The following is a 19,687-nucleotide window of genomic DNA, read 5'->3' as shown; positions in this document are numbered from 1 at the left end:
CAGTTTCATATATTGGACAAATGATGACCCGTTGGCTAGATCAAAGGGCGTGAAAGGTTGGTCCTCAATGCCACGCGCCGCAGACAAGCAGTCCGTCCCCTCGGAAATCCCCTCCCGTCCCCATCTGACCGTCATCGAGAATGCCGCCCGCCAGCCGCTTGAAAACGCGCCGCAGGAACTCGCAGCGCAAGAAAAGCAGTTCCTGCTGCGCGGCACGCCGGCCTACAGGCGCGCCAGCATCGCGCTTTTTCTCTCGGGCTTCGCCACTTTCTCGCTGCTCTATTGCGTCCAGCCGCTGATGCCGATCTTCTCCAGCGACTTCGGCATCAGCCCGGCCGCGAGCTCGCTCTCGCTGTCGCTGTCGACGGGCCTGCTCGCCTTCGCCATCTTCTGCGCCGCCGCCGTCTCCGAAAGCTTCCGCCGCCGCAGCCTGATGTTCGCCTCGCTGCTCGGTGCCGCGCTTTGCACCATCGCCTGCGCGCTGGTCCCGAGCTGGCATGCGCTGCTGGTCATCCGCGCCCTTGAAGGCTTGCTCCTCGGCGGCGTCCCCGCCGTCGCCATGGCCTATCTCTCGGAAGAGATCGATCCGCGCGGCCTCGGCGCATCCATGGGCCTCTACATCGCCGGCAACGCCTTCGGCGGTATGGCCGGTCGCGTCGTCACCGGCACGCTGGCCGAGTTCTTCTCCTGGCGTATCGCGCTCGGCACGCTCGGCGCCATCGGCCTTGCGGCGGCCGTCGGCTTCTTCCTGCTCCTGCCCGCCTCGCGCAACTTCACCCCGCGCAAGGGCTTCAACGCCCGCTTCCACCTCGGCGCCTGGGCCGGCCATATCAGGAGCCCGGCGCTTCCCTTCCTGTTTGCCATCGGCTTCCTCGCCATGGGCACCTTCGTCACGGTCTATAATTATATCGGCTTCCGCCTCGTCGAAGTGCCGTACAATCTGAACCAGACCGAGCTCGGCCTGATCTTCACGGTCTACATCTTCGGCATCGCCGCCTCCTGGATCGCCGGCCTGCTCGGAGACCGCTTCGGCCACTTCGTCGTGCTGCCTTCTGGCATCGCCCTGTCGGCGATCGGCGTGGCGCTGACGCTCTCGGCCTCGCTGCCGCTGATCATCCTCGGCATCGTGCTCCTGACCTCTGGCTTCTTCGTCGCCCACTCGGTCGCAAGCGCGCTGGTCGGGCGACTGGCCAAGGGCACCAAGGGCCACGCCTCGTCGCTCTATCTCCTGTCCTATTACATCGGCTCCAGCGTCGCCGGTTCCGTTGGCGGCTATTTCTGGGGCGCCGATGGTTGGAATGCGGTCGTGATGTTCACGCTGACACTGCTGGCGATCGGCATGGTCGCCGCACTCGCCGCCGCACGGCTGTCGCGCCGATAGCAAAAAAATAGAAAAAGCCCGCGGCAAGGCGGGCTTTTTCATCATTGGCTACGCGCGTGGTAGCGCTCAGCTAACCACCCAGGCGATATAAACAAGCGTCAGCGCGATCAGCCAGAGCGCGAAGCGGCCGGAGCGGCTGTGGCGGGCTTCCGACTTGCCGATCGCCTCGGCCGTCTCGGCATCGAAGCGCAGGCCGTTCTCGCTCATCTTGAGTAGTTCGTGGTGGAACTTCTCGGTCTTGGCGGCGATCTCGGGTGCCGCTTCGGCAAGCTTCACGGCGGCCTTTAGCCCATCCTTGATATCGGTCGCGATCCGCTTCGGTCCGAGATTGTTGCGTATCCATTCGCCGACGACGGGTTCGGATGCCTTCCACATGTTGAAGCGCGGGTTGAGGATACGCGCCACGCCCTCGACCACGACCATGGTCTTCTGCAGCATCACCAGCTCCGGCCGTGCGGCCATGTCGAACAGCTCGGTCACCTCGAACAGCAGCGTCAGCAGCTTGCCCATCGAGATCGTCTCGGCCGGCTGCCCGTGGATCGGCTCGCCGATCGCCCGGATCGCCTGCGCGAAGCTCTCCACATTGTGGTGGCCGGGCACATAGCCCGCCTCGAAATGCACTTCGGCGACGCGGATATAGTCGCGGGTGATGAAGCCGTAGAGGATCTCGGCGAGGAAGCGGCGTTCCTTCTTTCCGAGACGCCCGACAATGCCCATGTCGACGGCGACGATCATGCCCTTGGGATCGACGAAGAGATTGCCGGGATGCATGTCGGCATGGAAGAAGCCGTCGCGCAGCGTATGGCGCAGGAACGACTGGATCAGCGTGTCGGCCAGCGCATTCAGATCGTGGCCGGCGGCCTTCAGGCCCTCGACATCGGACATCTTGACGCCGTCGATCCACTCCATGGTGATGACGTCGCGTCCTGTTCGTTCCCAGTCGACGGTCGGAACGCGGAAGCCCGGATCATCTCGCGTGTTCTCGGCGATCTCCGAAAGGGCCGCCGCCTCGAGCCGGAGATCCATCTCGACCTTGGTCGTCTGCTCCAGCGTCTTCGTCACCTCGACCGGCTTCAGGCGCCGGCTGGAGGGCATGAAGCGCTCCTGCAGATGGGCGACGAGATACATCGCCTCGAGATCGTGGGTGAAGCGCTGGCGCACGCCCGGGCGCACCACCTTGACGGCGACCTTCTTGCGGCCCTGAGGTGTCATCACCTCGGCCGGATGCACCTGCGCGATCGAGGCGGCCGCGATCGGCTCGCCGAAGCTGACGTAAAGCTCATCCACCGAACGGCCAAGAGAACCCGCGATATTGGCCTTGGCTGCCCCCTCGGGGAAGAAGGCCATCCGGTCCTGCAATTGCGATAGGTCGTCGGCGAACTCGACGCCGACGACGTCGGGACGCGTTGCCAGGAACTGGCCGATCTTCACATAGGAAGGTCCCAGCCGCTCGACGGCCTTGGAGAGCCGGTCGCTGCGCTTCTGGGTCTTGGCACGCTTGCGCGCGAACATGCCGACGAAGGATTTGGCAGCCGCGACGGACGGCGGAAGCTCGTCGGAAGGCAGCGCCGAGACGACGCCCTCGCGCACGAGAATCCAGCCAACCCGCCAGAGCTGGAAATATGCCGAAACAGTGCTCATGCGCTCAAGCCTATAGCCGGCGTTGGAGCAATCTCTGCCCTCATTCCTGTGCTTGTCACAGGAATCCAGCCACGGCGCGTCTGCGCCGTGAGGGAATCATGTCGCGTAAAAGTGTCTCTCGCACTCCCGGACGGGAGTGCGCTGGATTCCTGTGACGAGCACAGGAATGAGGGAGGAACGATTTGCGTGCTCATTCCGGCTTAAAGCTTCCAGCCGGAGTGAAGGGCGGCGATACCGCCGGTGTAATTGGTGTAGCTGACGCGCGAGAAACCGGCATTGCGGATCATCGCCGCGAAGTTTTCCTGGTTGGGGAACTTGCGGATGGATTCGACCAGATACTGGTAGGGTTCGGCATCGCCGGTGATCGCCTTGCCGAACTTCGGAATGGCGTTGAACGACCAGCTTTCGTAGACGCGGTCGAGCAGCGGCATGTCGACTTCGGAGAACTCGAGCACCAGCAGCCGGCCGCCGCGCTTCAGCACGCGGTAGGCTTCGCTGAGCGCCACGTCGATGCGCGGTACGTTGCGGATGCCGAAGGCGATCGTATAGGCGTCGAAGCTGTTGGCCTCGAAGGGCAGTTCCTCGGCGTTGGCCTCGACGAAGGTCAGATTGTCGGAGAGCTTCTTCTTTGCCGCGCGCTCGGCGCCGACAGCCAGCATCGATCCGTTGATGTCGAGCACCGTGGAGTGCGCCATCCGGTTCGAGGCTTCGATGATGCGAAACGCGATGTCGCCGGTGCCGCCGGCCACGTCGAGCGTCTTGTAGCCGGGCTCCTTGCGCGGGTTCAGCGCCGCGATCATCGCATCCTTCCAGACGCGATGCATGCCAACAGACATGACGTCGTTCATGATGTCGTAGCGCTTGGCGACCTTGTGGAAGACGTCGTTGACGAGGCCCTGCTTTTCGCCGCCTGCCACTTCGCGGAAGCCGTATGATGTTTCCATGCCGCCGTCGGCGGAAGTGCGGCTGTCTGACATCGAATACTCCAATCTCTTAAATCAACGCGGCGACCATAGCGAAATCAGGCAGGCGACGCTATCTGTGGGCAACGGTCCGGTCCGCGACACCATGGCGCTATAGCGCACATCGCGGGCGGTTGAAACATGTTCGATATAGATGGGTTAAGATGCCGGAATTGCCAGAAGTCGAAACCGTCAAACGCGGCCTCGCGCCCACCATGGAGGGTGCCCGCATCGTCAAATTGGAGCTTAGGCGCGGGGACCTGCGCTTCCCGTTTCCAGAGGCCTTCGGCGAAAAGGCATCCGGCCGCACCATCGTTTCACTGGGCCGCCGGGCCAAGTACCTGCTGATCGATCTCGATAGCGGCGCCACGATCATCGCCCATCTCGGCATGTCCGGCTCCTTCCGCATCGAGGCCGGCCCGATCGCCGACACCCCCATCTCCGAAACCCCGGGCGAATTCCACCATCCGCGCTCCAAGGATGAAAAGCACGATCACGTGATCTTCCATCTGGAAGGACCCTCGGGACAAAGCCGCGTCATCTATAATGACCCGCGCCGCTTCGGCTTCATGGACATGGCCGACCGCACCGCACTCGACATCAATCCCTTTCTTTATGGGCTCGGCCCGGAGCCGACCGGCAATGCGCTGAGCGCCGCCTATCTGGCCGAGCGCTTCAAGGGCAAGGCGCAGCCGCTGAAAAGCGCGCTGCTCGACCAGAAGAACATCGCCGGCCTCGGCAATATATATGTATGCGAGGCGCTGTGGCGCTCGCACCTGAAGCCGACGCGCGCCTCGTCCACCCTAGTGACGCCGACCGGCAAGCCGACGAAGCAGCTCGACCTGCTGGTCTCCTCTATCCGCGACGTCATCGCCGATGCGATTCTGGCGGGCGGCTCGTCGCTGCGCGATCATATCCAGACGGATGGCTCGCTCGGCTATTTCCAGCACTCCTTCTCCGTCTATGATCGCGAAGGGCAGCCTTGCCGGACGCCCGATTGCGGCGGTACCATCGCCCGCATCGTTCAGGCCGGGCGCTCAACCTTTTACTGCCCCACCTGCCAGAAGTAAGCCTGGGCATTGGCCCGACCGGGAGGAACACATGTCTTATGAAACGCTGATCGTCGAGGCCCGCGGCGCCGTGGGGCTGATCACGCTGAACCGCCCGCAGGCGCTGAACGCCCTGAACTCGACGGTTCTGAAGGAACTGCTGCAGGCTTACGCCGCGTTTGAAGGCGACGACGCCATCGGCGCCATCGTCCTGACCGGCTCCGAGCGCGCCTTTGCCGCCGGTGCCGATATCAAGGAAATGCATCCGCTCGATTTCGCCGACGTCTACAGCCGCGATTTCCTCGGCGGCTGGGACGACGTCGCGAAAATCCGCAAACCCGTCATCGCCGCCGTCTCGGGCTTCGCGCTCGGCGGTGGCTGTGAGCTCGCCATGATGTGCGACTTCATCATCGCCTCGGAGACGGCGAAATTCGGCCAGCCGGAAATCACGCTCGGTGTCATCCCCGGCATGGGCGGCTCGCAGCGCCTGACCCGAGCCGTCGGCAAGGCCAAGGCCATGGACATGGTGCTGACCGGCCGCATGATGGATGCGGACGAAGCCGAGCGCGCGGGACTCGTTTCGCGTGTGGTCGCCCCCGATCGTCTGCTCGATGAAGCGCTCGAGGCGGCCGCCAGGATCGCCTCCCTGTCGCGCCCCTCGGTGCTGATGGCCAAGGAGGCCGTCAACCGGGCGCTGGAGACCACGCTGGAGGAGGGGCTGCGCTTCGAGCGCCGCCTGTTCCAGAGCCTCTTCGCGACACAAGATCAGAAGGAAGGGATGACAGCCTTCATCGAAAAGCGTAAACCCGCCTTCAAGAACCGCTGAGCCCCAAACTCGTCCCTGGGCGAAAAGGCGACGGTTCCCTGAAAATGCGCGTTGACGCCGGTCGGCTTTAGGGTTATATGCCCGCCCAAGGTTCGGGAAGCCAGTCCGGTTTTCCGATAATGCTCCCGCATTGCTGTGTAGGAAGTGGCTGCAAGGCCCGCGGCGGTAGCGGAGTTTGTTCGAATTCTTGAGAGAGGCATCCATGGCCAATACAACTTCGGCGAAAAAAGCGACCCGCAAGATCGCCCGCCGTACCGACGTCAACAAGGCTCGTCGCTCGCGCGTTCGCACGTTCGTTCGTCAGGTCGAAGAAGCACTCGCAGCCGGCGACGCTGCCAAGGCCAAGGAAGCCTTCCAGGCCGCGCAGCCGGAACTGGCACGCGCAGCAAGCAAGGGCGTCCTGCATGCCAACACGGCATCCCGCAAGGTCTCGCGTCTCGCGGCCCGCGTGAAGGCTCTGTCGGTCGGCGCGACCGCTTAAGCTTCCGTTAATAAAGACAGCTATATGATTAGCCCGGCAACTTTGTCGGGCTTTTTCGATTCCGCCAAGTGCCCGAACTATGGTTAATTTGGCGACGATTTCGTGTCGAGCGAATGACACAAAAAAATGAGTGATAACAATGACTTGTGTCAGGTTGCTGTTGGACGAAGAGACTCAGACCTCCCGCTGCGGCGTCTAAAAGGAGTCAAGAAGCTTTTTTCTTTTTTTTTTTTTATGCGTGTCGAAATTGCCGGTTTCCTGAATCTCCTTGATTCAAAAGCGATTCTTTTTTCGCTCTCGTGCAGCGCCCTAAAAGTGTCTCCGGAGTCAACCGGCTGCGCTTAATTTTGAGTAAAATTCCCCGTTGATCTCCACCCCCGATCCTGCCTAAATGCCTCCCAACAAGGGGCTCGGACATCACCTGTTTTAAGGCTTGGTCTGAAACTGCCACGTCGGCGGGACGATGCTTTTGTGTCTTTTGTTGCGGAAGTTTCGACCTCCGGATTTTCACGCACTGGTGCCGATTGCACCGCGGCTGTGGCTGCCGCGGAACGGGATCATCTGTGCGCCTTTTTTCAGGGTTGCACGCTGTGCGTGCGATCCTGGGATAAGGAAAAAGCATACGCAGGCAGGCAGGCTGGTGTCGTTGGACGAGGAACGGCACCGGTAGGAGACGGGAAGCAAAAAGATCGCATGAAGCGATCGACTTCGCCTCCAGCAGTCGCCTCTCGTTAAGAGGCACGCGTTTGAGTGAACCGGCCGGTAGTGGAGCATGAGGGTGCTGCTGCCAGGTCATAAGCGGGGAAATGATCGGGCGACCAGGATTAGGTCGGCCGAGGAACTATAAGGCGGCAATATGCACATGAATTCGATGGCGGCGAGTGCCTTGGACAGCTCGGACAAGGTCTCTCAGACGTTAGGCTCTATTTGCCCAGAAGCGGCGGGGGAAAAGGGAGACATGAAGAATGATGGCATACTTTTTGACAGAGCCAGTGCGCGCCTGAAGGCGCAGGTCGGTCCGGATGTCTATGCAAGCTGGTTTGGCCGGCTGAAGCTCCATTCCGTCTCCAAGAGCGTCGTGCGGCTGACTGTACCAACAACTTTTCTGAAGTCCTGGATCAACAATCGCTATCTCGATCTGATCACCGGCATTTTCCAGGCGGAAGATGCTGAAATCCTGAAGGTCGAGATCCTGGTTCGCACGGCGGCACGCGCAACCGGCAAGCCGGAAGAAGCGCCGGTGCAGGAACCGGCATCGTCGGTCGCGCCGATCCGTCGCCCGGTCGCCCAGCAGGCCGGCCAGATCGTCCAGCAGGCCGTTTCGGCGGCGTCTGCGGCGCGTCCGGCGACCTCTGGCCAGCCGCTCTTCGGCTCGCCGCTCGACAACCGCTTCACCTTCGACACTTTCGTCGAGGGCAGCTCCAACCGCGTCGCCCTTGCGGCGGCGAAGACCATTGCCGAAGCCGGTCAGGGCGCGGTGCGCTTCAACCCGCTCTTCGTCCACTCCACGGTCGGTCTCGGCAAGACCCATCTGCTGCAGGCAATCGCCAATGCGGCCGTGCAGAACCCGCGCCAGCTGCGCGTCGTCTATCTGACGGCGGAATATTTCATGTGGCGTTTCGCGACCGCGATCCGCGACAATGATGCGCTGACGCTGAAGGATAGCCTGCGCAACATCGACCTTCTGATCATCGACGACATGCAGTTCCTGCAGGGCAAGATGATCCAGCACGAGTTCTGCCACCTGCTGAACATGCTGCTCGACAGCGCCAAGCAGGTCGTGGTCGCGGCCGACCGTGCGCCCTGGGAGCTGGAATCGCTCGATCCGCGCGTCCGTTCGCGTCTGCAGGGTGGCGTGGCCATCGAGCTTGACGGCCCGGATTACGAGATGCGTCTCGAAATCCTCCAGCGCCGTCTCGATGTCGCCCGTGCCGATGACCCGTCGCTGGAAATGTCGAGCGAGCTTCTGAACCACGTGGCCCGCAGCATCACCGCCAGCGGCCGTGAACTGGAAGGCGCCTTCAACCAGCTGCTCTTCCGTCGCTCCTTCGAGCCGAACCTGACCGTCGAGCGCGTGGACGAGCTTCTCGCCCATCTGGTCGGCTCCGGCGAGCCGCGCCGTGTGCGTATCGAGGACATCCAGCGCATCGTCGCGCGTCACTACAACGTGTCGCGCCAGGAACTGGTGTCCAACCGCCGCACGCGCGTCATCGTCAAGCCGCGCCAGATCGCCATGTATCTGGCGAAGACGCTCACGCCGCGCTCCTTCCCGGAGATCGGTCGCCGCTTCGGTGGTCGCGATCATACGACGGTGCTGCACGCCGTGCGCAAGATCGAGGAACTGATCTCCGGCGACAGCAAGCTGTCGCACGAGATCGAGCTGCTGAAGCGCCTGATCAACGAATAGGGCGTGACCGCCTGAGACATCAAACGGCCGGGAGCGATCCCGGCCGTTTGCGTTTGGCCCGCGGCTGGTCAAGGCCAAGGACACGGCTTATCGGCGAGCGCGTGCACGACGGCTGTCGCTCGAGCCGACATCGATTGTCTCAAGGCTTGGGAAAGTGCCGCGCCGTCATCGGTTTTGAACCGAGACTATTGCGGATTGCGCTGGCTGGGCAGGGCGCAGCGATTGCCGCAGCTGGCGACCCCGGGAAGCATGTAGCGCAGGCAGCAGAGCTTGCGCCGCTGCACCATCTGCCCGCCTTCCTCGATCCGTTTGACGCTGCCGCACAACGGGTTCGGCCCGCCATCCGGCAGGCAGCCGCGCACGAAGAGCGGCAGGTCGGGCGCCGAACGCCCGCCATTATCGGCATCGGTCAGCCGCAGCGTGTAGTCGATGTAGACGGCGGCGTTGTTCCACAGGAGCTTCGCCGAGAGGCCGCAGCGCTTCAGGCGCTCGACGGCGATGTCGATATGGCCCGACATCAATGGCCCGGTCACGGAAAATTCGTCCTCGCTCGTCTTTTCGCCGATCATGCCGCGATGGGCGACGCCGAAGGCGCGCGGCAATCCATCCTCGGTGAGCGCGATCGTCATGTTCTCGAACGCCACCGGCAGCACCTGGCCGGAAAGGCGGCGGGCGAGCAGATAGGGAATCGTCAGTCCGGCGAAATAATAGAGCGACCACATGGAGACGACGGCGCGGCGATCCGTGCCCTTTGTCACCTCGGTGTATCGGTCGATCGCCCGCTCGAAGCCGCCATCCTCGAAGAATGCAGACAGAGCAACCCCACCGACCAGCTCATCCGCCAGCATCATCTTGTCGCGGCACCATGCGTGGTCGCCGGAAAAAGCGGGAGACAAGCCGATCGGCTGCGGAAGCCCTGGCGCCGTCCGCGCGATCTGTTGAACTGTCATGACTGAGGTTCGGCCTTGCCCGTATGCGTCTTAATCCTGACTATGATAATCACCAAATGCCCGCCGGGAAAGCGTTTTATGAGTGAGGCTGTCCACTTTTTCGTGTGTCGAAGACATTCGCGGCGAGCCCGCGGAAATCGGGTGGCACCGGCGCGCGCCGGGCGCTATGCCTGACATCACTGAAGAGGATCGCAAAAGGGAGAGACGCTATGCCGCACAAGCAGATGGGCCTTGCCGAATGGGGGCTGTTGCTGGTGCTCTCGCTTCTGTGGGGCGGTTCCTTCCTCTTCAATGGCATCCTGGTGAAAACCCTGCCGCCGTTGACGATCGTTACCGGCCGCGTCCTGATCGCCGCCGTCGCGCTGAACCTGATCGTGCGCGCCACCGGCCACGCCATGCCGCGCGACGGCAAATCCTGGGCGGCCTTTTTCGTCATGGGCCTGATCAACAACATGATCCCCTTCTGCCTCATCGTCTGGGGGCAGACCCACATCGCGAGTGGCCTCGCCTCGATCCTCAACGCAACCACGCCGCTCTTCGGCGTCGTCGTCGCGCATCTGTTGACGTCGGACGAGAAGATGACCGGAAACCGCCTGCTCGGCGTCCTCGTCGGCTTCGCCGGCGTCGCCTACATGATCGGCTTCGATGCGCTGCGCGATCTTGGAACCAATGTGCTGGCGCAGCTCGCGGTTCTGGGCGCCGCACTTTCCTATTCCTTCGCCGGCATCTATGGCCGCCGCTTCCGGCGGATGGGCATGGCGCCGCTCCTGCCCGCCGCCGGCCAGGTCACCGCCTCCAGCGTGCTGATGCTCCCCATCGCCCTCGTCGTCGACCAACCCTGGACGTTCGCCGCGCCCTCGGCCGAGGCCTGGATGGCGCTCCTCGGCCTGGCGCTGCTCTCGACGGCGGTCGCCTACGTCCTGTTCTTCCGCATCCTCGCCACGGCCGGTGCCACCAACCTCATGCTCGTCACCTTCCTCATCCCCGTCAGCGCCATCCTGCTCGGCGCCGCCATCCTCGGCGAGCAGCTGCAGGCCAAGCATCTGATCGGCATGACGATGATCGCGATCGGACTGGCTGCGATCGATGGAAGGGTGTTTTCGCGGGTGCGGAGGAGGGTGGTGTGAGCGCCACTTGCTCCCCCCTCTCCCCTCGGGGAGAGGTAGGGTGAGGGGGCTATTGGTTGTGACGTCAGAGGTTTATGTTTCAAAACAAGAGGATAGCGAAGAGCCCGGAGCCCCCTCATCCGACCCTTCGGGCCACCTTCTCCCCACGGGGGAGAAGGGGAGGTCGGAGCGAGTGGCTTGCCACGAATCTCTTCTCCCCATAGGGGAGAAGGTGCCGGCAGGTCAGGTGCAACTTGTTGCACCGGGGATGAGGGGGCTTCACGGCACAACGCAAGCGCCCCTGACCCCACTCTCACTCAACAAGCCAGATCAGCCACCACCGAATCCAGAATCAGCATCCCCGACGGCGTGCAGCGGATGCGCGAATTGCCGATCCGTTCGATAAACCCGTGTTCCAGTAAAAACTCTTCGCGCTTCGGGTCCGGGTCGCGCCCCGAGAGCTGCTGCCAGCGGGCGAGATCGACGCCTTCAGTCAATCGCAGTCCCATCAGCAGCAGTTCGTCGGCCTGTTCGTCATAGCCGAGCTGCTCCTGGTCGAGCATGCCGTGGCCGTCGCGCTCCACGAGCTCCAGCCAGGCTTCCGGCTTGCGCTCGGTGGCGGTGGCGAGCTTGACCGGCCCGCGCGTCAGCCGGCCATGGGCGCCGGGGCCGATGCCGGCATAGTCGCCGTAGCGCCAGTAGGTGAGGTTGTGGCGGCTCTCGGCACCCGGGCGGGCGTGGTTGGAGACCTCGTAGGCGGGCATCCCCTCGGCGGCGGTGATGTCCTGCGTCGCCTCGTAGAGCAGCGCCGACTGGTCGTCGTCGGGCACGACGAGCTTTCCCATCTTGTGCAGCCCGAAGAAGGGCGTGCCCTCCTCGATCGTCAGCTGGTAGAGCGACAGGTGGTCGACGGCATAGGAGATCGCCTGCTTGAGTTCGCGCTCCCATTCCTCGACTGTCTGTTTCGGCCGTGCATAGATCAGGTCGAAGGACATGCGCGGAAAGATGTCGCGCGCCAGCTTGATCGCCTTCAGCGCATCCTCGACATCGTGCAGCCGCCCGAGAAATTTCAGGTCGCGATCGTTCAGCGCCTGCACGCCGAGCGACACGCGGTTGACGCCGGCGGCGCGGTAGCCCCGGAAGCGCTCGGCCTCGACGCTGGAGGGGTTTGCCTCCATGGTGATCTCGATGCCATCGGGCATGTTCCATTCCCTGGCGATACCGTCGAGAATGGCCGCGACCGTCGAGGGGTTCATCAGCGAGGGCGTGCCGCCGCCCAAAAAGATGCTGGTGACCGTCTTCGGGCCGCTCAGCTGCCGCATCGTCGCCATCTCCTTCAGGAAGGCGGCGGTAAAGCGCTCCTGATCGACAGGCTGGTGACGCACATGGCTGTTGAAGTCGCAATAGGGGCACTTGGTGGCACAGAACGGCCAATGCACGTAGACGCCGAAGCCGGGCTCGCCGGTATCGGGCAAAAGAGATGCATGGCGCGTCAGGTTGGGCTGTTCCAAAGTGTCCACGATCGCTCTTAGGCGTTAAGGCAGGTTTCGACGAAGATCTTGAAGGCGCGGGCGCGGTGGGACAATGCCGCGGGGTCGCCGGGCTTCCATCCGTGCTTCTCCTCGGCGCTCATCTCGCCGAAGGTGGTGTCGTAGCCCTCGGGCTGGAAGATGGGATCGTAGCCGAAGCCGGCGGTACCGCGCGGCGGCCAGGCCACGAAGCCCTCGACCTCTCCGCGGAAGAACTCGGTATGCCCATCCGGCCATGCCAGGCAAAGAACGCTGACGAAGCGCGCGCTGCGCTGCTCCGGCGTGGTGGCACCCTTTTCCTCGAGAGCCGTCTCGACCTTCTGCATCGCCATCGCGAAATCGCGCGTACCGTCGGCCGTTTCCGCCCAGTTGGCGGTATAGACACCCGGCGCGCCACCGAGCGCGTCGATGACAAGGCCGCTGTCGTCGGAAAGGGCGGGCAGGCCGGATGCCTTGGCCGAAGCCAGCGCCTTGATCGCGGCGTTTTCCTCGAAGGTCGTGCCGGTTTCATCCGGCTCGTCGAATTTCAGTTCGGCTGCCGATTTCGCCGAGAAGCCGAAGGGACCGATCAGGTCGGCGATCTCGCGGATCTTGCCGGCATTGTGGCTGGCAACGACGATGGTGCGGGTATCGAGCTTGCGCATGGCGGTCCTTCAAAGATTCCAAAGTTTGGGTTCGGCGCATTCCAGGCTGTTGCCGTCAGGATCGCGGAAATAGATCGATCGCGCCCCGTTCGGCCAGCTAAAATCGCTTTCGATGGAAACGCCCGCTTTGTTGAGCTTTTCCGCGATCAAGTCAATCGCTTCCGCACGCATCCGGAAACAGGCATGCCCCGCGCCCGTCGTGCCGTGCGGCGGAACCGGCAGTGCGTCCGATGAAGGCGGCTTGATCGTTTCGCGGCGGTTGAAGATCAACAGGATGCCCGGTCCGCAGCGAAAGAAGACGTGCCGGTTGTCATGGCGCAGAACTTTCTCAAGCCCGAGAACACCGCCATAAAAACCCTCGGCGGCATCGAGGTCGTCGACATAAAGCGCGGTTTCAAGAATGCCGTCGATCATGCTGTCATTCTCCGGGGCGCCAAAAGACCCTCTCTGGCCTGCCGGCCATCTCCCCCACAAGGGGGGAGAACCGCTGGGCGCGCCCGCCTGCCTCCATCGAGGTTCGGCGGTGCCGCCGGGTTAAGCCCTCCCCCTTGTGGGGAGGGTTGGGGAGGGGCCTTGCTTGCTACAGCCTCTCAGCTGCCCTAGCCTTCACACCTCAAACCCTCAGGCAATCGCCGCCTTCTGCAGTTCCACCAGCTCGGCGATGCCGTTCTTGGCAAGCGCCATCAGCGCGCCGAACTCTTCCTCGCTGAACGGCGTACCCTCGGCCGTGCCCTGGATCTCGACGATCCCGCCGGCGCCCGTCATCACGAAGTTGGCGTCGGTCTCGGCCGACGAGTCCTCGAGGTAATCGAGATCGATGACAGGCTGGCTGGCGAAGACGCCGCAGGAGATCGCGGCGACGTGGTCCTTCAGGACCCGCTCGACCTTGATCATGTTGCGGCTTTCCATCCACTTCAGGCAATCGTAGAGCGCTATCCACGCACCGGTGATCGATGCCGTGCGCGTTCCGCCATCGGCCTGGATCACGTCGCAGTCGAGCGTGATCTGGCGTTCGCCGAGTTCCTTGAGATCGACCACGGCGCGCAGCGAGCGGCCGATCAGGCGCTGGATTTCCTGGGTGCGGCCACCCTGCTTGCCGGCGGCGGCTTCGCGCTTCATGCGGTCGCCGGTGGCGCGCGGCAGCATGCCGTATTCGGCGGTGACCCAGCCCTTGCCGGTGTTGCGCAGCCACGGCGGCGTCTTTTCTTCAAGGCTCGCGGTGCAGAGCACGTGCGTGTCGCCGAATTTCACAAGACAGGAGCCTTCGGCGTGCTTGGAAAAGTTGCGCTCGAAGGTGACCTTGCGCATCTGGTCGGTTTTTCTGCCGGAAGGCCGCATCCTATTCTCCTCGGTGCACGGGGCCGGAACGCGGGGGCGATCCCAGGCTTCATCATCGGTGCAGGTCTGTTGTTGACCGCTTCTACGATTGGCGGCGCGCATTTGCAAATTCCCTTTTGCGCGCGCGGGTAGATTGGCTATATTTTGCGACATCATTGTCAGCATGGGTGCGCAAGGCTTAATGGAATTCAGGTCGTCGACGATTTCGGACGCCGTTGCCGCGCTGGACGAACGCTCCAAGGAAATCTTTCGTCGCATCGTCGAGGGTTATCTGGAGACGGGCGAGCCGCTGGGCTCGCGCAATCTTTCACGCATCCTGCCCATGTCGCTGTCGCCGGCCTCCGTGCGCAATGTCATGAGCGATCTGGAAGAGCTTGGCCTCGTCTATTCCCCGCATGTCAGCGCCGGCCGTCTGCCCACCCAGGTCGGCCTGCGCTTCTTCGTCGATGCCTTCATGCAGGTCGGCGACCTCTCCGCCGAGGACCGCGCCAATATCGACCGGCAGGTGCGGGCGGATAGCCGCGACGGCCCGATGGAAGCGATGATGAACGAGGCAAGCCGCATGCTGTCGGGCATGTCGCGCGGCGCCGGTCTCGTCATCACATCGAAGAGCGATCCCGTCCTCAAGCATGTCGAGTTCATCCGCCTGGAGCCGACCAAGGCGCTGGCCGTTCTCGTCGGCGATCACGACCAGGTCGAAAACCGCATCATCGAACTGCCCGCCGGCGTCACCTCCTCGCAGCTCACCGAAGCCGCGAATTTCCTCAACGCCCATATGACGGGCCAGACGCTGCCCGAACTGCGCAGCCAGCTCGGCCACCTCAAGGACGACGTGCGCCACGAGCTCGACGCGCTGTCTCGGGATCTGGTGGAGCGCGGCATCGCCGTCTGGTCCGGCACCGCCGACGAGGGCAAGCCCGCGCAGCTCATCATCCGCGGCCGCGCCAATCTCTTGGAGGGGCTGGGCAATCCCGATGATCTCGATCGCCTGCGCATGCTGTTCGACGATCTCGAGAAGAAGGACAGTCTGCTGGAGCTGCTGAATCTGGCCGAAAGCGGCCCGGGCGTGCGCATCTTCATCGGCTCGGAAAACAAGCTTTTCTCGCTCTCCGGCTCCTCGCTGATCGTGGCGCCCTATCGCGACGAAGACGACCGCATCGTCGGCGCCGTCGGCGTCATCGGCCCGACGCGGCTCAACTATTCGCGCATCGTACCGATGGTCGATTACACCGCACAGCTGATGGCAAGGCTCTCGCGCCCGTCCAAATAGCGCTATTCCGGCAGCTGCACGCCGGAACCGCCCATTTCCGAAGGCATGTCCTTGAACTTCGGCAACCCGTCCTTCACGTGCAGGATCGTGTCCTCGTAGTTTACATGCATGGTCGGCTGGTAATCGAGACCGGGGATCACAGGCGCATAGACGTCGGTCACGCCCCAGAGCGGATGCTCGCTGTAGAGATGGCCGCCGCAGGTGTCGCAGAACTTGCGCACGCTGTAGTCGGTCTTCTGGAAGCTCTCGACATGCTCGCCACCCTTGGTCACCCGAACCGCCTGCGGCTGCCACAGCGTGAAGGTGTTGATCGGCCCGGCCGACCAGTGCTGGCAGGAGCGACAATGGCAATAGCCCATCGCGACAGGCGTGCCGGTCACGGTCAGTTCCACGGCACCGCAAAAGCATTTCCCGACATAGACGTTTTCGTCGGCCATCTCAGCACCTCCCAGGTTGAGAGATGAGTGTGGCACCGTATTAGGTTTTGCGAAAGTAAGAATGACATGTGGCTGCCGCCTCTTGGTCGCTTTCATATGCGGTCGTCACGGGCCGAACATGCCTGTGTTTCCGACCTTCTTCGTCACGCAGACTTGATTTTTGATGTTCAAAGTTCGATATCGGGCACATCCAAAAGCCACCAATGACCGGAGAACGTCATGACTGACGAGACGACGAAGAACGGACCTGACGCAGCCGCGGAAGAAGCCGCAGCCGACGCCGCCGCAAACGTCGAGAACGAGACCGCAGCCGAGCCCGATCCGATCGAGCTCCTGAAGGCTGAGAATGCCGAGCTGCGCGACCGCTATCTGCGCCTCGCCGCCGACATGGACAATCTGCGTCGCCGCACCGAGCGCGAAGTCAAGGATGCCAAGTCCTATTCCGCGGCCGGCTTCGCCCGCGACATGCTGGCTGTCTCCGACAACCTGCGCCGCGCGCTCGACGCCATCCCGGAAGAGGCCCGCGCCGGCGCCGATGCCGGCCTGACGACGCTGATCGAAGGTGTCGAGATGACCGAGCGCTCGATGCTCACGACGCTGGAACGCCATGGCGTGCGCAAGCTGGAGCCGGTCGGCCAGAAGTTCGACCCGAACTTTCACCAGGCGATGTTCGAAGTGCCGAACCCCGACGTGCCGAACAACACCGTCGTCCAGGTCGTCCAGGCCGGCTATTCCATCGGCGAACGCGTCCTGCGCCCCGCCATGGTCGGCGTCGCCAAGGGCGGCCCGAAGATCGTCGAAGCCGAAACCAACTCGGTCTTCGACCAGAAGGACGCCTGATCCGATCGGGCCCGCCTAAGCGGGCCTGATCTCATTCAAGACAGTCAGATGCGGGCGAAGCGTTCGATCAGGAGATCGAAGAAGCCGTCCGCGTCGACATCGCGCATCACGGTCACGTTGCGCTTGCGGTCGGTCACGTGCCACCAGTCGACCACGGTCATGCCGACGGTCAGCTCCGACTTAACCTCGATCTCGACGTTGCAGATCCGTCCCTTGAACAGTTCGGGCTTGAGCAGATAGGCAACGACCGTCGGGTCGTGCAGCGGGCCGCCGTCCGAGCCGTATTTCTCGATATCGAAACGCTCGAAGAACTCCAGCATTTCCACCATCGCGATCGCCGGCCGCGTGCCGATCTCGGCCATGCGCTTGACGCGCGATTTCAGCGTCAAGAGCTTGTGCGTCACGTCGAGCGGCATCATCACGACAGGCACGCCGGAGCGGAGCACGATGTCGGCTGCCTCGGGGTCGACATAGATGTTGAATTCGGCCGCCGGCGTGATGTTGCCGCCCTCGGAGAAGCCGCCGCCCATCATGACGAGCTCGCGCACGCGGCCGATGATATCGGGCGCCTTCTGGAAGGCGAGGCCGATATTCGTCAGCGGCCCGAGCGTGCAGAGCGTCACGGTGCCTTCCGGCTCGCTGCGCAGCGTCTCGATGATGAAGTCGACGGCGTGTCCTGTCTGCAGCGGCATGGTCGGCTCGTCGAGCTCGGGACCGTCGAGGCCGGTCTTGCCATGCACATGCTCGGCGGTGACGAGCGGCCGGGCGATCGGCCTGTCGGCGCCGGCGAAAACCTTGGTGTCGGTCTTGCCGCAGAGCTCGCAGATGATGCGCGCATTGCGGCTGGTGTAGGAGAGCGGCACATTGCCGGCGACGGTGGTGATCCCAAGCAGTTCCAGTTCCTCGGGACTGCCGAAGGCCAGCATGATCGCGGCCGCATCGTCCTGACCGGGGTCGGTGTCGATAATGATCTTTCTCGGGTTTGCCATTCCGTACGTCCCATCCTCCCGGTGCCTGTATCGACGCACATATCGATGCATGCACAATCTGTTTATCTTCCCGCCGCAAATCGGCACAGCCGGCGCGGGGCAGGATTTGATGCGAGGCCGGACGGGCTTTGTCAAGGCGGCGCGACCGCGTGCGGACGGCGCATAGGTCTTGCGCCGCCGTGTTGCGTCCTGTCTTGCGCCGCTGTCTTGCGAATGACGCCATCCCTTCCCATATTAGCAACATCCGGATGCTGTCTTCAGGTCCGGAAGGGTCGCTTGCATCAAGGACTTGGAACGCTGATGAGCCGTATGACGCCTTTCGCCAGCCCGCTGCTGCTGGGTTTCGACGCCATGGAAAAGACGCTGGAGCGGATTTCCAAGGCGAGTGACGGATATCCCCCTTATAATATCGAGCGCCTCGCCGCCGACCGCATCACCGATGATCCGGAGCGCCTGCGCATCACGCTCGCGGTCGCCGGCTTCAGCGAGGAAGAACTCGATATTTCCGTCGAGGAAAACCAGCTGGTCATCCGCGGCCGCCAGGTCGAGCAGGGCGAGCGCGAATATCTCTATCGCGGCATAGCCGCGAGACAGTTCCAGCGCACCTTCGTGCTCGCCGATGGCATGCAGGTTCTCGGCGCCGGACTGAAGAACGGCCTGCTGTCGGTGGATCTCATTCGCCCGGAGCCGTCGCGTATGGTGAAGAAAATTAACATTTCGGTCCCACAGTAGGACAACGGCGCAAATCGCACCGTTGGTCCCTTCTCTCTGGAGGTACAGGAATGTTGATGAAAGAAGCCAATTCGCACCTGACCAAGACCGAGCTTGCCGGCATCGGCAACGGCGAGGTCGCCTATATCAGGAAAATCCGCTCCGAGGATGTTCCCCGGTGTTTCCCGGAGGCTCCCGATATCGATCCCAATGTCGATCTCTGGGCGCTCTTCGGCGCGGACGGAACGCCGATCCTCCTCACGGACAACCGCTCCAGCACCTTCTTCAAGGCCGCTGAAGACGAGTTGAAGACGGTCAGCCTGCACTAAGGCGGGTCAGCATGAAAACAGACGGCGTTCCCCGGAGCGCCGTTGTTTTGTTTCTGAGGGGCCGCATCGGCCCGTATTTCCCTACAAAGATCGTTTAGACGCGCTTGAACGTCAGATAGGCCGAGGATCGTCCTTCGCGCCGGGCCTTGGCCTCGTAGCGCGTGCTCGGCCAGCCCTCGTAGGGCGTCAGCCAGTCCGCCGCGTTGGTGGCCTGCCAGTCGAAGCCGCCGTGGTCGCGGCACTTCAGAAGCGTCCAGTTCACATAGGTGTCGATGTCGGAGGCGAAGCAGAACAGGCCGCCGGGCTTCAGCACGCGGTGAAAGCGGTCGAGATTGGTCTTCGATACGAAGCGACGCTTCCAGTGCTTGCGCTTCGGCCAGGGGTCCGGGTAGAGCAGGTCGATCTGGTCGATCGATCCGTCCGGCAGCCAGTCGATCAGCTGCGTCGCGTCGTCGTTGTAGACGCGGACATTGCGGGCGCCGGCATCGTCGACGCTGGCAAGCAGCTTCTGCATCGAATTGACGAAGGGCTCGACGCCGATGAAGCCGGTCGAGGGCGTTTCCACGGCGCGGTGGATCAGATGCTCGCCGCCGCCGAAGCCGATCTCCAGCCTCAGCCGGTTGGTCTCGACGGGAAAGAGCGTGCTCAGCGGCTCCGGAGGAGCCGCCGAGAGGTCGATGATGAACGCCGGCAAGAGGGTGCTGAGCTTCTCCGCCTGCTGTCCGCGAAGTTGCTTACCCTTGCGGCGACCGAAGAAAGCCTCGGTCGCGCGTCCGCGACGTTCCATGTCAGTCATT

Annotated in this window: 20 protein-coding genes; 10 read left to right on the top strand and 10 right to left on the bottom strand. The window is 63.1% G+C overall.

Going from position 1 to position 19,687, the window contains the following annotated elements; genetic code table 11:
- Positions 1 to 67: 67 nt before the first annotated feature.
- Complete coding sequence (locus P3R82_RS24155; RefSeq protein WP_283195620.1) at positions 68 to 1,381, top strand: MFS transporter; 1,314 nt, start codon at positions 68 to 70, stop codon at positions 1,379 to 1,381.
- 66 nt (positions 1,382 to 1,447) lie between these two features.
- Here P3R82_RS24155 and ubiB read toward each other — a convergent pair whose 3' ends face one another.
- Together ubiB and ubiE are read right to left on the bottom strand one after the other, a co-directional pair.
- Positions 1,448 to 3,022, bottom strand: coding sequence for a 2-polyprenylphenol 6-hydroxylase (ubiB, locus tag P3R82_RS24150; protein ID WP_283195619.1), 1,575 nt, complete (start codon positions 3,020 to 3,022; stop codon positions 1,448 to 1,450).
- A gap of 200 nt (positions 3,023 to 3,222) precedes the next feature.
- Positions 3,223 to 3,999 carry a bifunctional demethylmenaquinone methyltransferase/2-methoxy-6-polyprenyl-1,4-benzoquinol methylase UbiE gene (ubiE, locus tag P3R82_RS24145; protein ID WP_283195618.1) on the bottom strand — a complete coding sequence of 259 codons (777 nt, stop codon included), beginning with the start codon at positions 3,997 to 3,999 and terminating at the stop codon, positions 3,223 to 3,225.
- Positions 4,000 to 4,148: 149 nt separating this feature from the next.
- Here ubiE and mutM point away from each other — a divergent pair, with 149 nt between their 5' ends.
- The 4 genes from mutM (at position 4,149) to dnaA (ending at position 8,747) form a co-directional block, all read left to right on the top strand.
- Entirely contained in the window at positions 4,149 to 5,054 is a 906-nt protein-coding gene (mutM, locus tag P3R82_RS24140) for a bifunctional DNA-formamidopyrimidine glycosylase/DNA-(apurinic or apyrimidinic site) lyase (RefSeq protein WP_283195617.1), read from the top strand.
- A 31-nt stretch (positions 5,055 to 5,085) separates the two neighbouring features.
- Positions 5,086 to 5,859, top strand: coding sequence for an enoyl-CoA hydratase (locus tag P3R82_RS24135; protein WP_283195616.1), 774 nt, complete (start codon positions 5,086 to 5,088; stop codon positions 5,857 to 5,859).
- A 202-nt stretch (positions 5,860 to 6,061) separates the two neighbouring features.
- Positions 6,062 to 6,340, top strand: coding sequence for a 30S ribosomal protein S20 (gene rpsT / locus P3R82_RS24130; RefSeq protein WP_111563244.1), 279 nt, complete (start codon positions 6,062 to 6,064; stop codon positions 6,338 to 6,340).
- 856 nt (positions 6,341 to 7,196) lie between these two features.
- Positions 7,197 to 8,747 (top strand): chromosomal replication initiator protein DnaA, encoded by a 1,551-nt coding sequence (gene dnaA / locus P3R82_RS24125; RefSeq protein WP_283195615.1) that lies wholly within the window; start codon positions 7,197 to 7,199, stop codon positions 8,745 to 8,747.
- Between the two features lie 185 nt (positions 8,748 to 8,932).
- Here dnaA and fhuF read toward each other — a convergent pair whose 3' ends face one another.
- Positions 8,933 to 9,697, bottom strand: coding sequence for a siderophore-iron reductase FhuF (gene fhuF, locus P3R82_RS24120; protein WP_283195614.1), 765 nt, complete (start codon positions 9,695 to 9,697; stop codon positions 8,933 to 8,935).
- A 209-nt stretch (positions 9,698 to 9,906) separates the two neighbouring features.
- Between fhuF and P3R82_RS24115 the strand changes: the two genes are divergently transcribed.
- Positions 9,907 to 10,824, top strand: coding sequence for a DMT family transporter (locus tag P3R82_RS24115; RefSeq protein ID WP_283195613.1), 918 nt, complete (start codon positions 9,907 to 9,909; stop codon positions 10,822 to 10,824).
- A 296-nt stretch (positions 10,825 to 11,120) separates the two neighbouring features.
- Here the strand turns inward: P3R82_RS24115 and hemW are convergent, their stop codons facing one another.
- From hemW to rph, 4 genes are all read right to left on the bottom strand, one after another.
- Entirely contained in the window at positions 11,121 to 12,323 is a 1,203-nt protein-coding gene (gene hemW, locus P3R82_RS24110; RefSeq protein ID WP_283195612.1) for a radical SAM family heme chaperone HemW, read from the bottom strand.
- Positions 12,324 to 12,331: 8 nt separating this feature from the next.
- The gene (gene rdgB, locus P3R82_RS24105; protein WP_283195611.1) at positions 12,332 to 12,976 is read right to left on the bottom strand and encodes an RdgB/HAM1 family non-canonical purine NTP pyrophosphatase; all 645 of its coding nucleotides are present in this window, start codon (positions 12,974 to 12,976) and stop codon (positions 12,332 to 12,334) included.
- A gap of 9 nt (positions 12,977 to 12,985) precedes the next feature.
- Positions 12,986 to 13,390 carry a VOC family protein gene (locus P3R82_RS24100; protein ID WP_283195610.1) on the bottom strand — a complete coding sequence of 135 codons (405 nt, stop codon included), beginning with the start codon at positions 13,388 to 13,390 and terminating at the stop codon, positions 12,986 to 12,988.
- A 207-nt stretch (positions 13,391 to 13,597) separates the two neighbouring features.
- Positions 13,598 to 14,314: a ribonuclease PH gene (gene rph, locus P3R82_RS24095; RefSeq protein ID WP_283195609.1), complete on the bottom strand. Its 717-nt coding sequence runs from the start codon at positions 14,312 to 14,314 to the stop codon at positions 13,598 to 13,600.
- Positions 14,315 to 14,495: 181 nt separating this feature from the next.
- On the opposite strand from rph, the gene hrcA reads away from it, so the two are divergent.
- Positions 14,496 to 15,584, top strand: coding sequence for a heat-inducible transcriptional repressor HrcA (hrcA, locus tag P3R82_RS24090; RefSeq protein ID WP_183901162.1), 1,089 nt, complete (start codon positions 14,496 to 14,498; stop codon positions 15,582 to 15,584).
- Between the two features lie 2 nt (positions 15,585 to 15,586).
- Here hrcA and P3R82_RS24085 read toward each other — a convergent pair whose 3' ends face one another.
- Complete coding sequence (locus P3R82_RS24085; protein ID WP_283195608.1) at positions 15,587 to 16,021, bottom strand: GFA family protein; 435 nt, start codon at positions 16,019 to 16,021, stop codon at positions 15,587 to 15,589.
- A gap of 219 nt (positions 16,022 to 16,240) precedes the next feature.
- Between P3R82_RS24085 and grpE the strand changes: the two genes are divergently transcribed.
- Complete coding sequence (grpE, locus tag P3R82_RS24080) at positions 16,241 to 16,861, top strand: nucleotide exchange factor GrpE (RefSeq protein ID WP_283195607.1); 621 nt, start codon at positions 16,241 to 16,243, stop codon at positions 16,859 to 16,861.
- A 44-nt stretch (positions 16,862 to 16,905) separates the two neighbouring features.
- Here grpE and P3R82_RS24075 read toward each other — a convergent pair whose 3' ends face one another.
- Positions 16,906 to 17,850, bottom strand: coding sequence for a nucleoside hydrolase (locus P3R82_RS24075; protein ID WP_283195606.1), 945 nt, complete (start codon positions 17,848 to 17,850; stop codon positions 16,906 to 16,908).
- Between the two features lie 300 nt (positions 17,851 to 18,150).
- Between P3R82_RS24075 and P3R82_RS24070 the strand changes: the two genes are divergently transcribed.
- Entirely contained in the window at positions 18,151 to 18,582 is a 432-nt protein-coding gene (locus P3R82_RS24070) for an Hsp20 family protein (RefSeq protein ID WP_047507035.1), read from the top strand.
- Between the two features lie 50 nt (positions 18,583 to 18,632).
- Positions 18,633 to 18,890, top strand: a complete 258-nt coding sequence (locus P3R82_RS24065; protein WP_018898177.1) for a DUF1150 family protein — start codon at positions 18,633 to 18,635, stop codon at positions 18,888 to 18,890.
- A gap of 94 nt (positions 18,891 to 18,984) precedes the next feature.
- Here the strand turns inward: P3R82_RS24065 and P3R82_RS24060 are convergent, their stop codons facing one another.
- Complete coding sequence (locus P3R82_RS24060; protein WP_283195605.1) at positions 18,985 to 19,686, bottom strand: tRNA (guanosine(46)-N(7))-methyltransferase TrmB; 702 nt, start codon at positions 19,684 to 19,686, stop codon at positions 18,985 to 18,987.
- Position 19,687: the final 1 nt, after the last annotated feature.

It is taken from the genome of Rhizobium sp. AN80A, from assembly GCF_030053015.1.
Taxonomy (GTDB): Bacteria; Pseudomonadota; Alphaproteobacteria; order Rhizobiales; family Rhizobiaceae; genus Rhizobium; species Rhizobium metallidurans.
This window is presented reverse-complemented; position numbering and strand designations above follow the sequence as displayed.

Excerpts from the sequence above, each read along its gene's own strand:
- P3R82_RS24155 (WP_283195620.1), top strand. The coding sequence starts at position 68 with ATGCCACGCGCCGCAGACAAGCAGTCCGTCCCCTCGGAAATCCCCTCC.
- ubiB (WP_283195619.1), bottom strand. The coding sequence starts at position 3,022 with ATGAGCACTGTTTCGGCATATTTCCAGCTCTGGCGGGTTGGCTGGATT.
- ubiE (WP_283195618.1), bottom strand. The coding sequence starts at position 3,999 with ATGTCAGACAGCCGCACTTCCGCCGACGGCGGCATGGAAACATCATAC.
- mutM (WP_283195617.1), top strand. The coding sequence starts at position 4,149 with ATGCCGGAATTGCCAGAAGTCGAAACCGTCAAACGCGGCCTCGCGCCC.
- P3R82_RS24135 (WP_283195616.1), top strand. The coding sequence starts at position 5,086 with ATGTCTTATGAAACGCTGATCGTCGAGGCCCGCGGCGCCGTGGGGCTG.
- rpsT (WP_111563244.1), top strand. The coding sequence starts at position 6,062 with ATGGCCAATACAACTTCGGCGAAAAAAGCGACCCGCAAGATCGCCCGC.
- dnaA (WP_283195615.1), top strand. The coding sequence starts at position 7,197 with ATGCACATGAATTCGATGGCGGCGAGTGCCTTGGACAGCTCGGACAAG.
- fhuF (WP_283195614.1), bottom strand. The coding sequence starts at position 9,697 with ATGACAGTTCAACAGATCGCGCGGACGGCGCCAGGGCTTCCGCAGCCG.
- P3R82_RS24115 (WP_283195613.1), top strand. The coding sequence starts at position 9,907 with ATGCCGCACAAGCAGATGGGCCTTGCCGAATGGGGGCTGTTGCTGGTG.
- rdgB (WP_283195611.1), bottom strand. The coding sequence starts at position 12,976 with ATGCGCAAGCTCGATACCCGCACCATCGTCGTTGCCAGCCACAATGCC.
- P3R82_RS24100 (WP_283195610.1), bottom strand. The coding sequence starts at position 13,390 with ATGATCGACGGCATTCTTGAAACCGCGCTTTATGTCGACGACCTCGAT.
- rph (WP_283195609.1), bottom strand. The coding sequence starts at position 14,314 with ATGCGGCCTTCCGGCAGAAAAACCGACCAGATGCGCAAGGTCACCTTC.
- hrcA (WP_183901162.1), top strand. The coding sequence starts at position 14,496 with ATGGAATTCAGGTCGTCGACGATTTCGGACGCCGTTGCCGCGCTGGAC.
- P3R82_RS24085 (WP_283195608.1), bottom strand. The coding sequence starts at position 16,021 with ATGGCCGACGAAAACGTCTATGTCGGGAAATGCTTTTGCGGTGCCGTG.
- grpE (WP_283195607.1), top strand. The coding sequence starts at position 16,241 with ATGACTGACGAGACGACGAAGAACGGACCTGACGCAGCCGCGGAAGAA.
- P3R82_RS24075 (WP_283195606.1), bottom strand. The coding sequence starts at position 17,850 with ATGGCAAACCCGAGAAAGATCATTATCGACACCGACCCCGGTCAGGAC.
- P3R82_RS24070 (WP_047507035.1), top strand. The coding sequence starts at position 18,151 with ATGAGCCGTATGACGCCTTTCGCCAGCCCGCTGCTGCTGGGTTTCGAC.
- P3R82_RS24065 (WP_018898177.1), top strand. The coding sequence starts at position 18,633 with ATGTTGATGAAAGAAGCCAATTCGCACCTGACCAAGACCGAGCTTGCC.
- P3R82_RS24060 (WP_283195605.1), bottom strand. The coding sequence starts at position 19,686 with ATGACTGACATGGAACGTCGCGGACGCGCGACCGAGGCTTTCTTCGGT.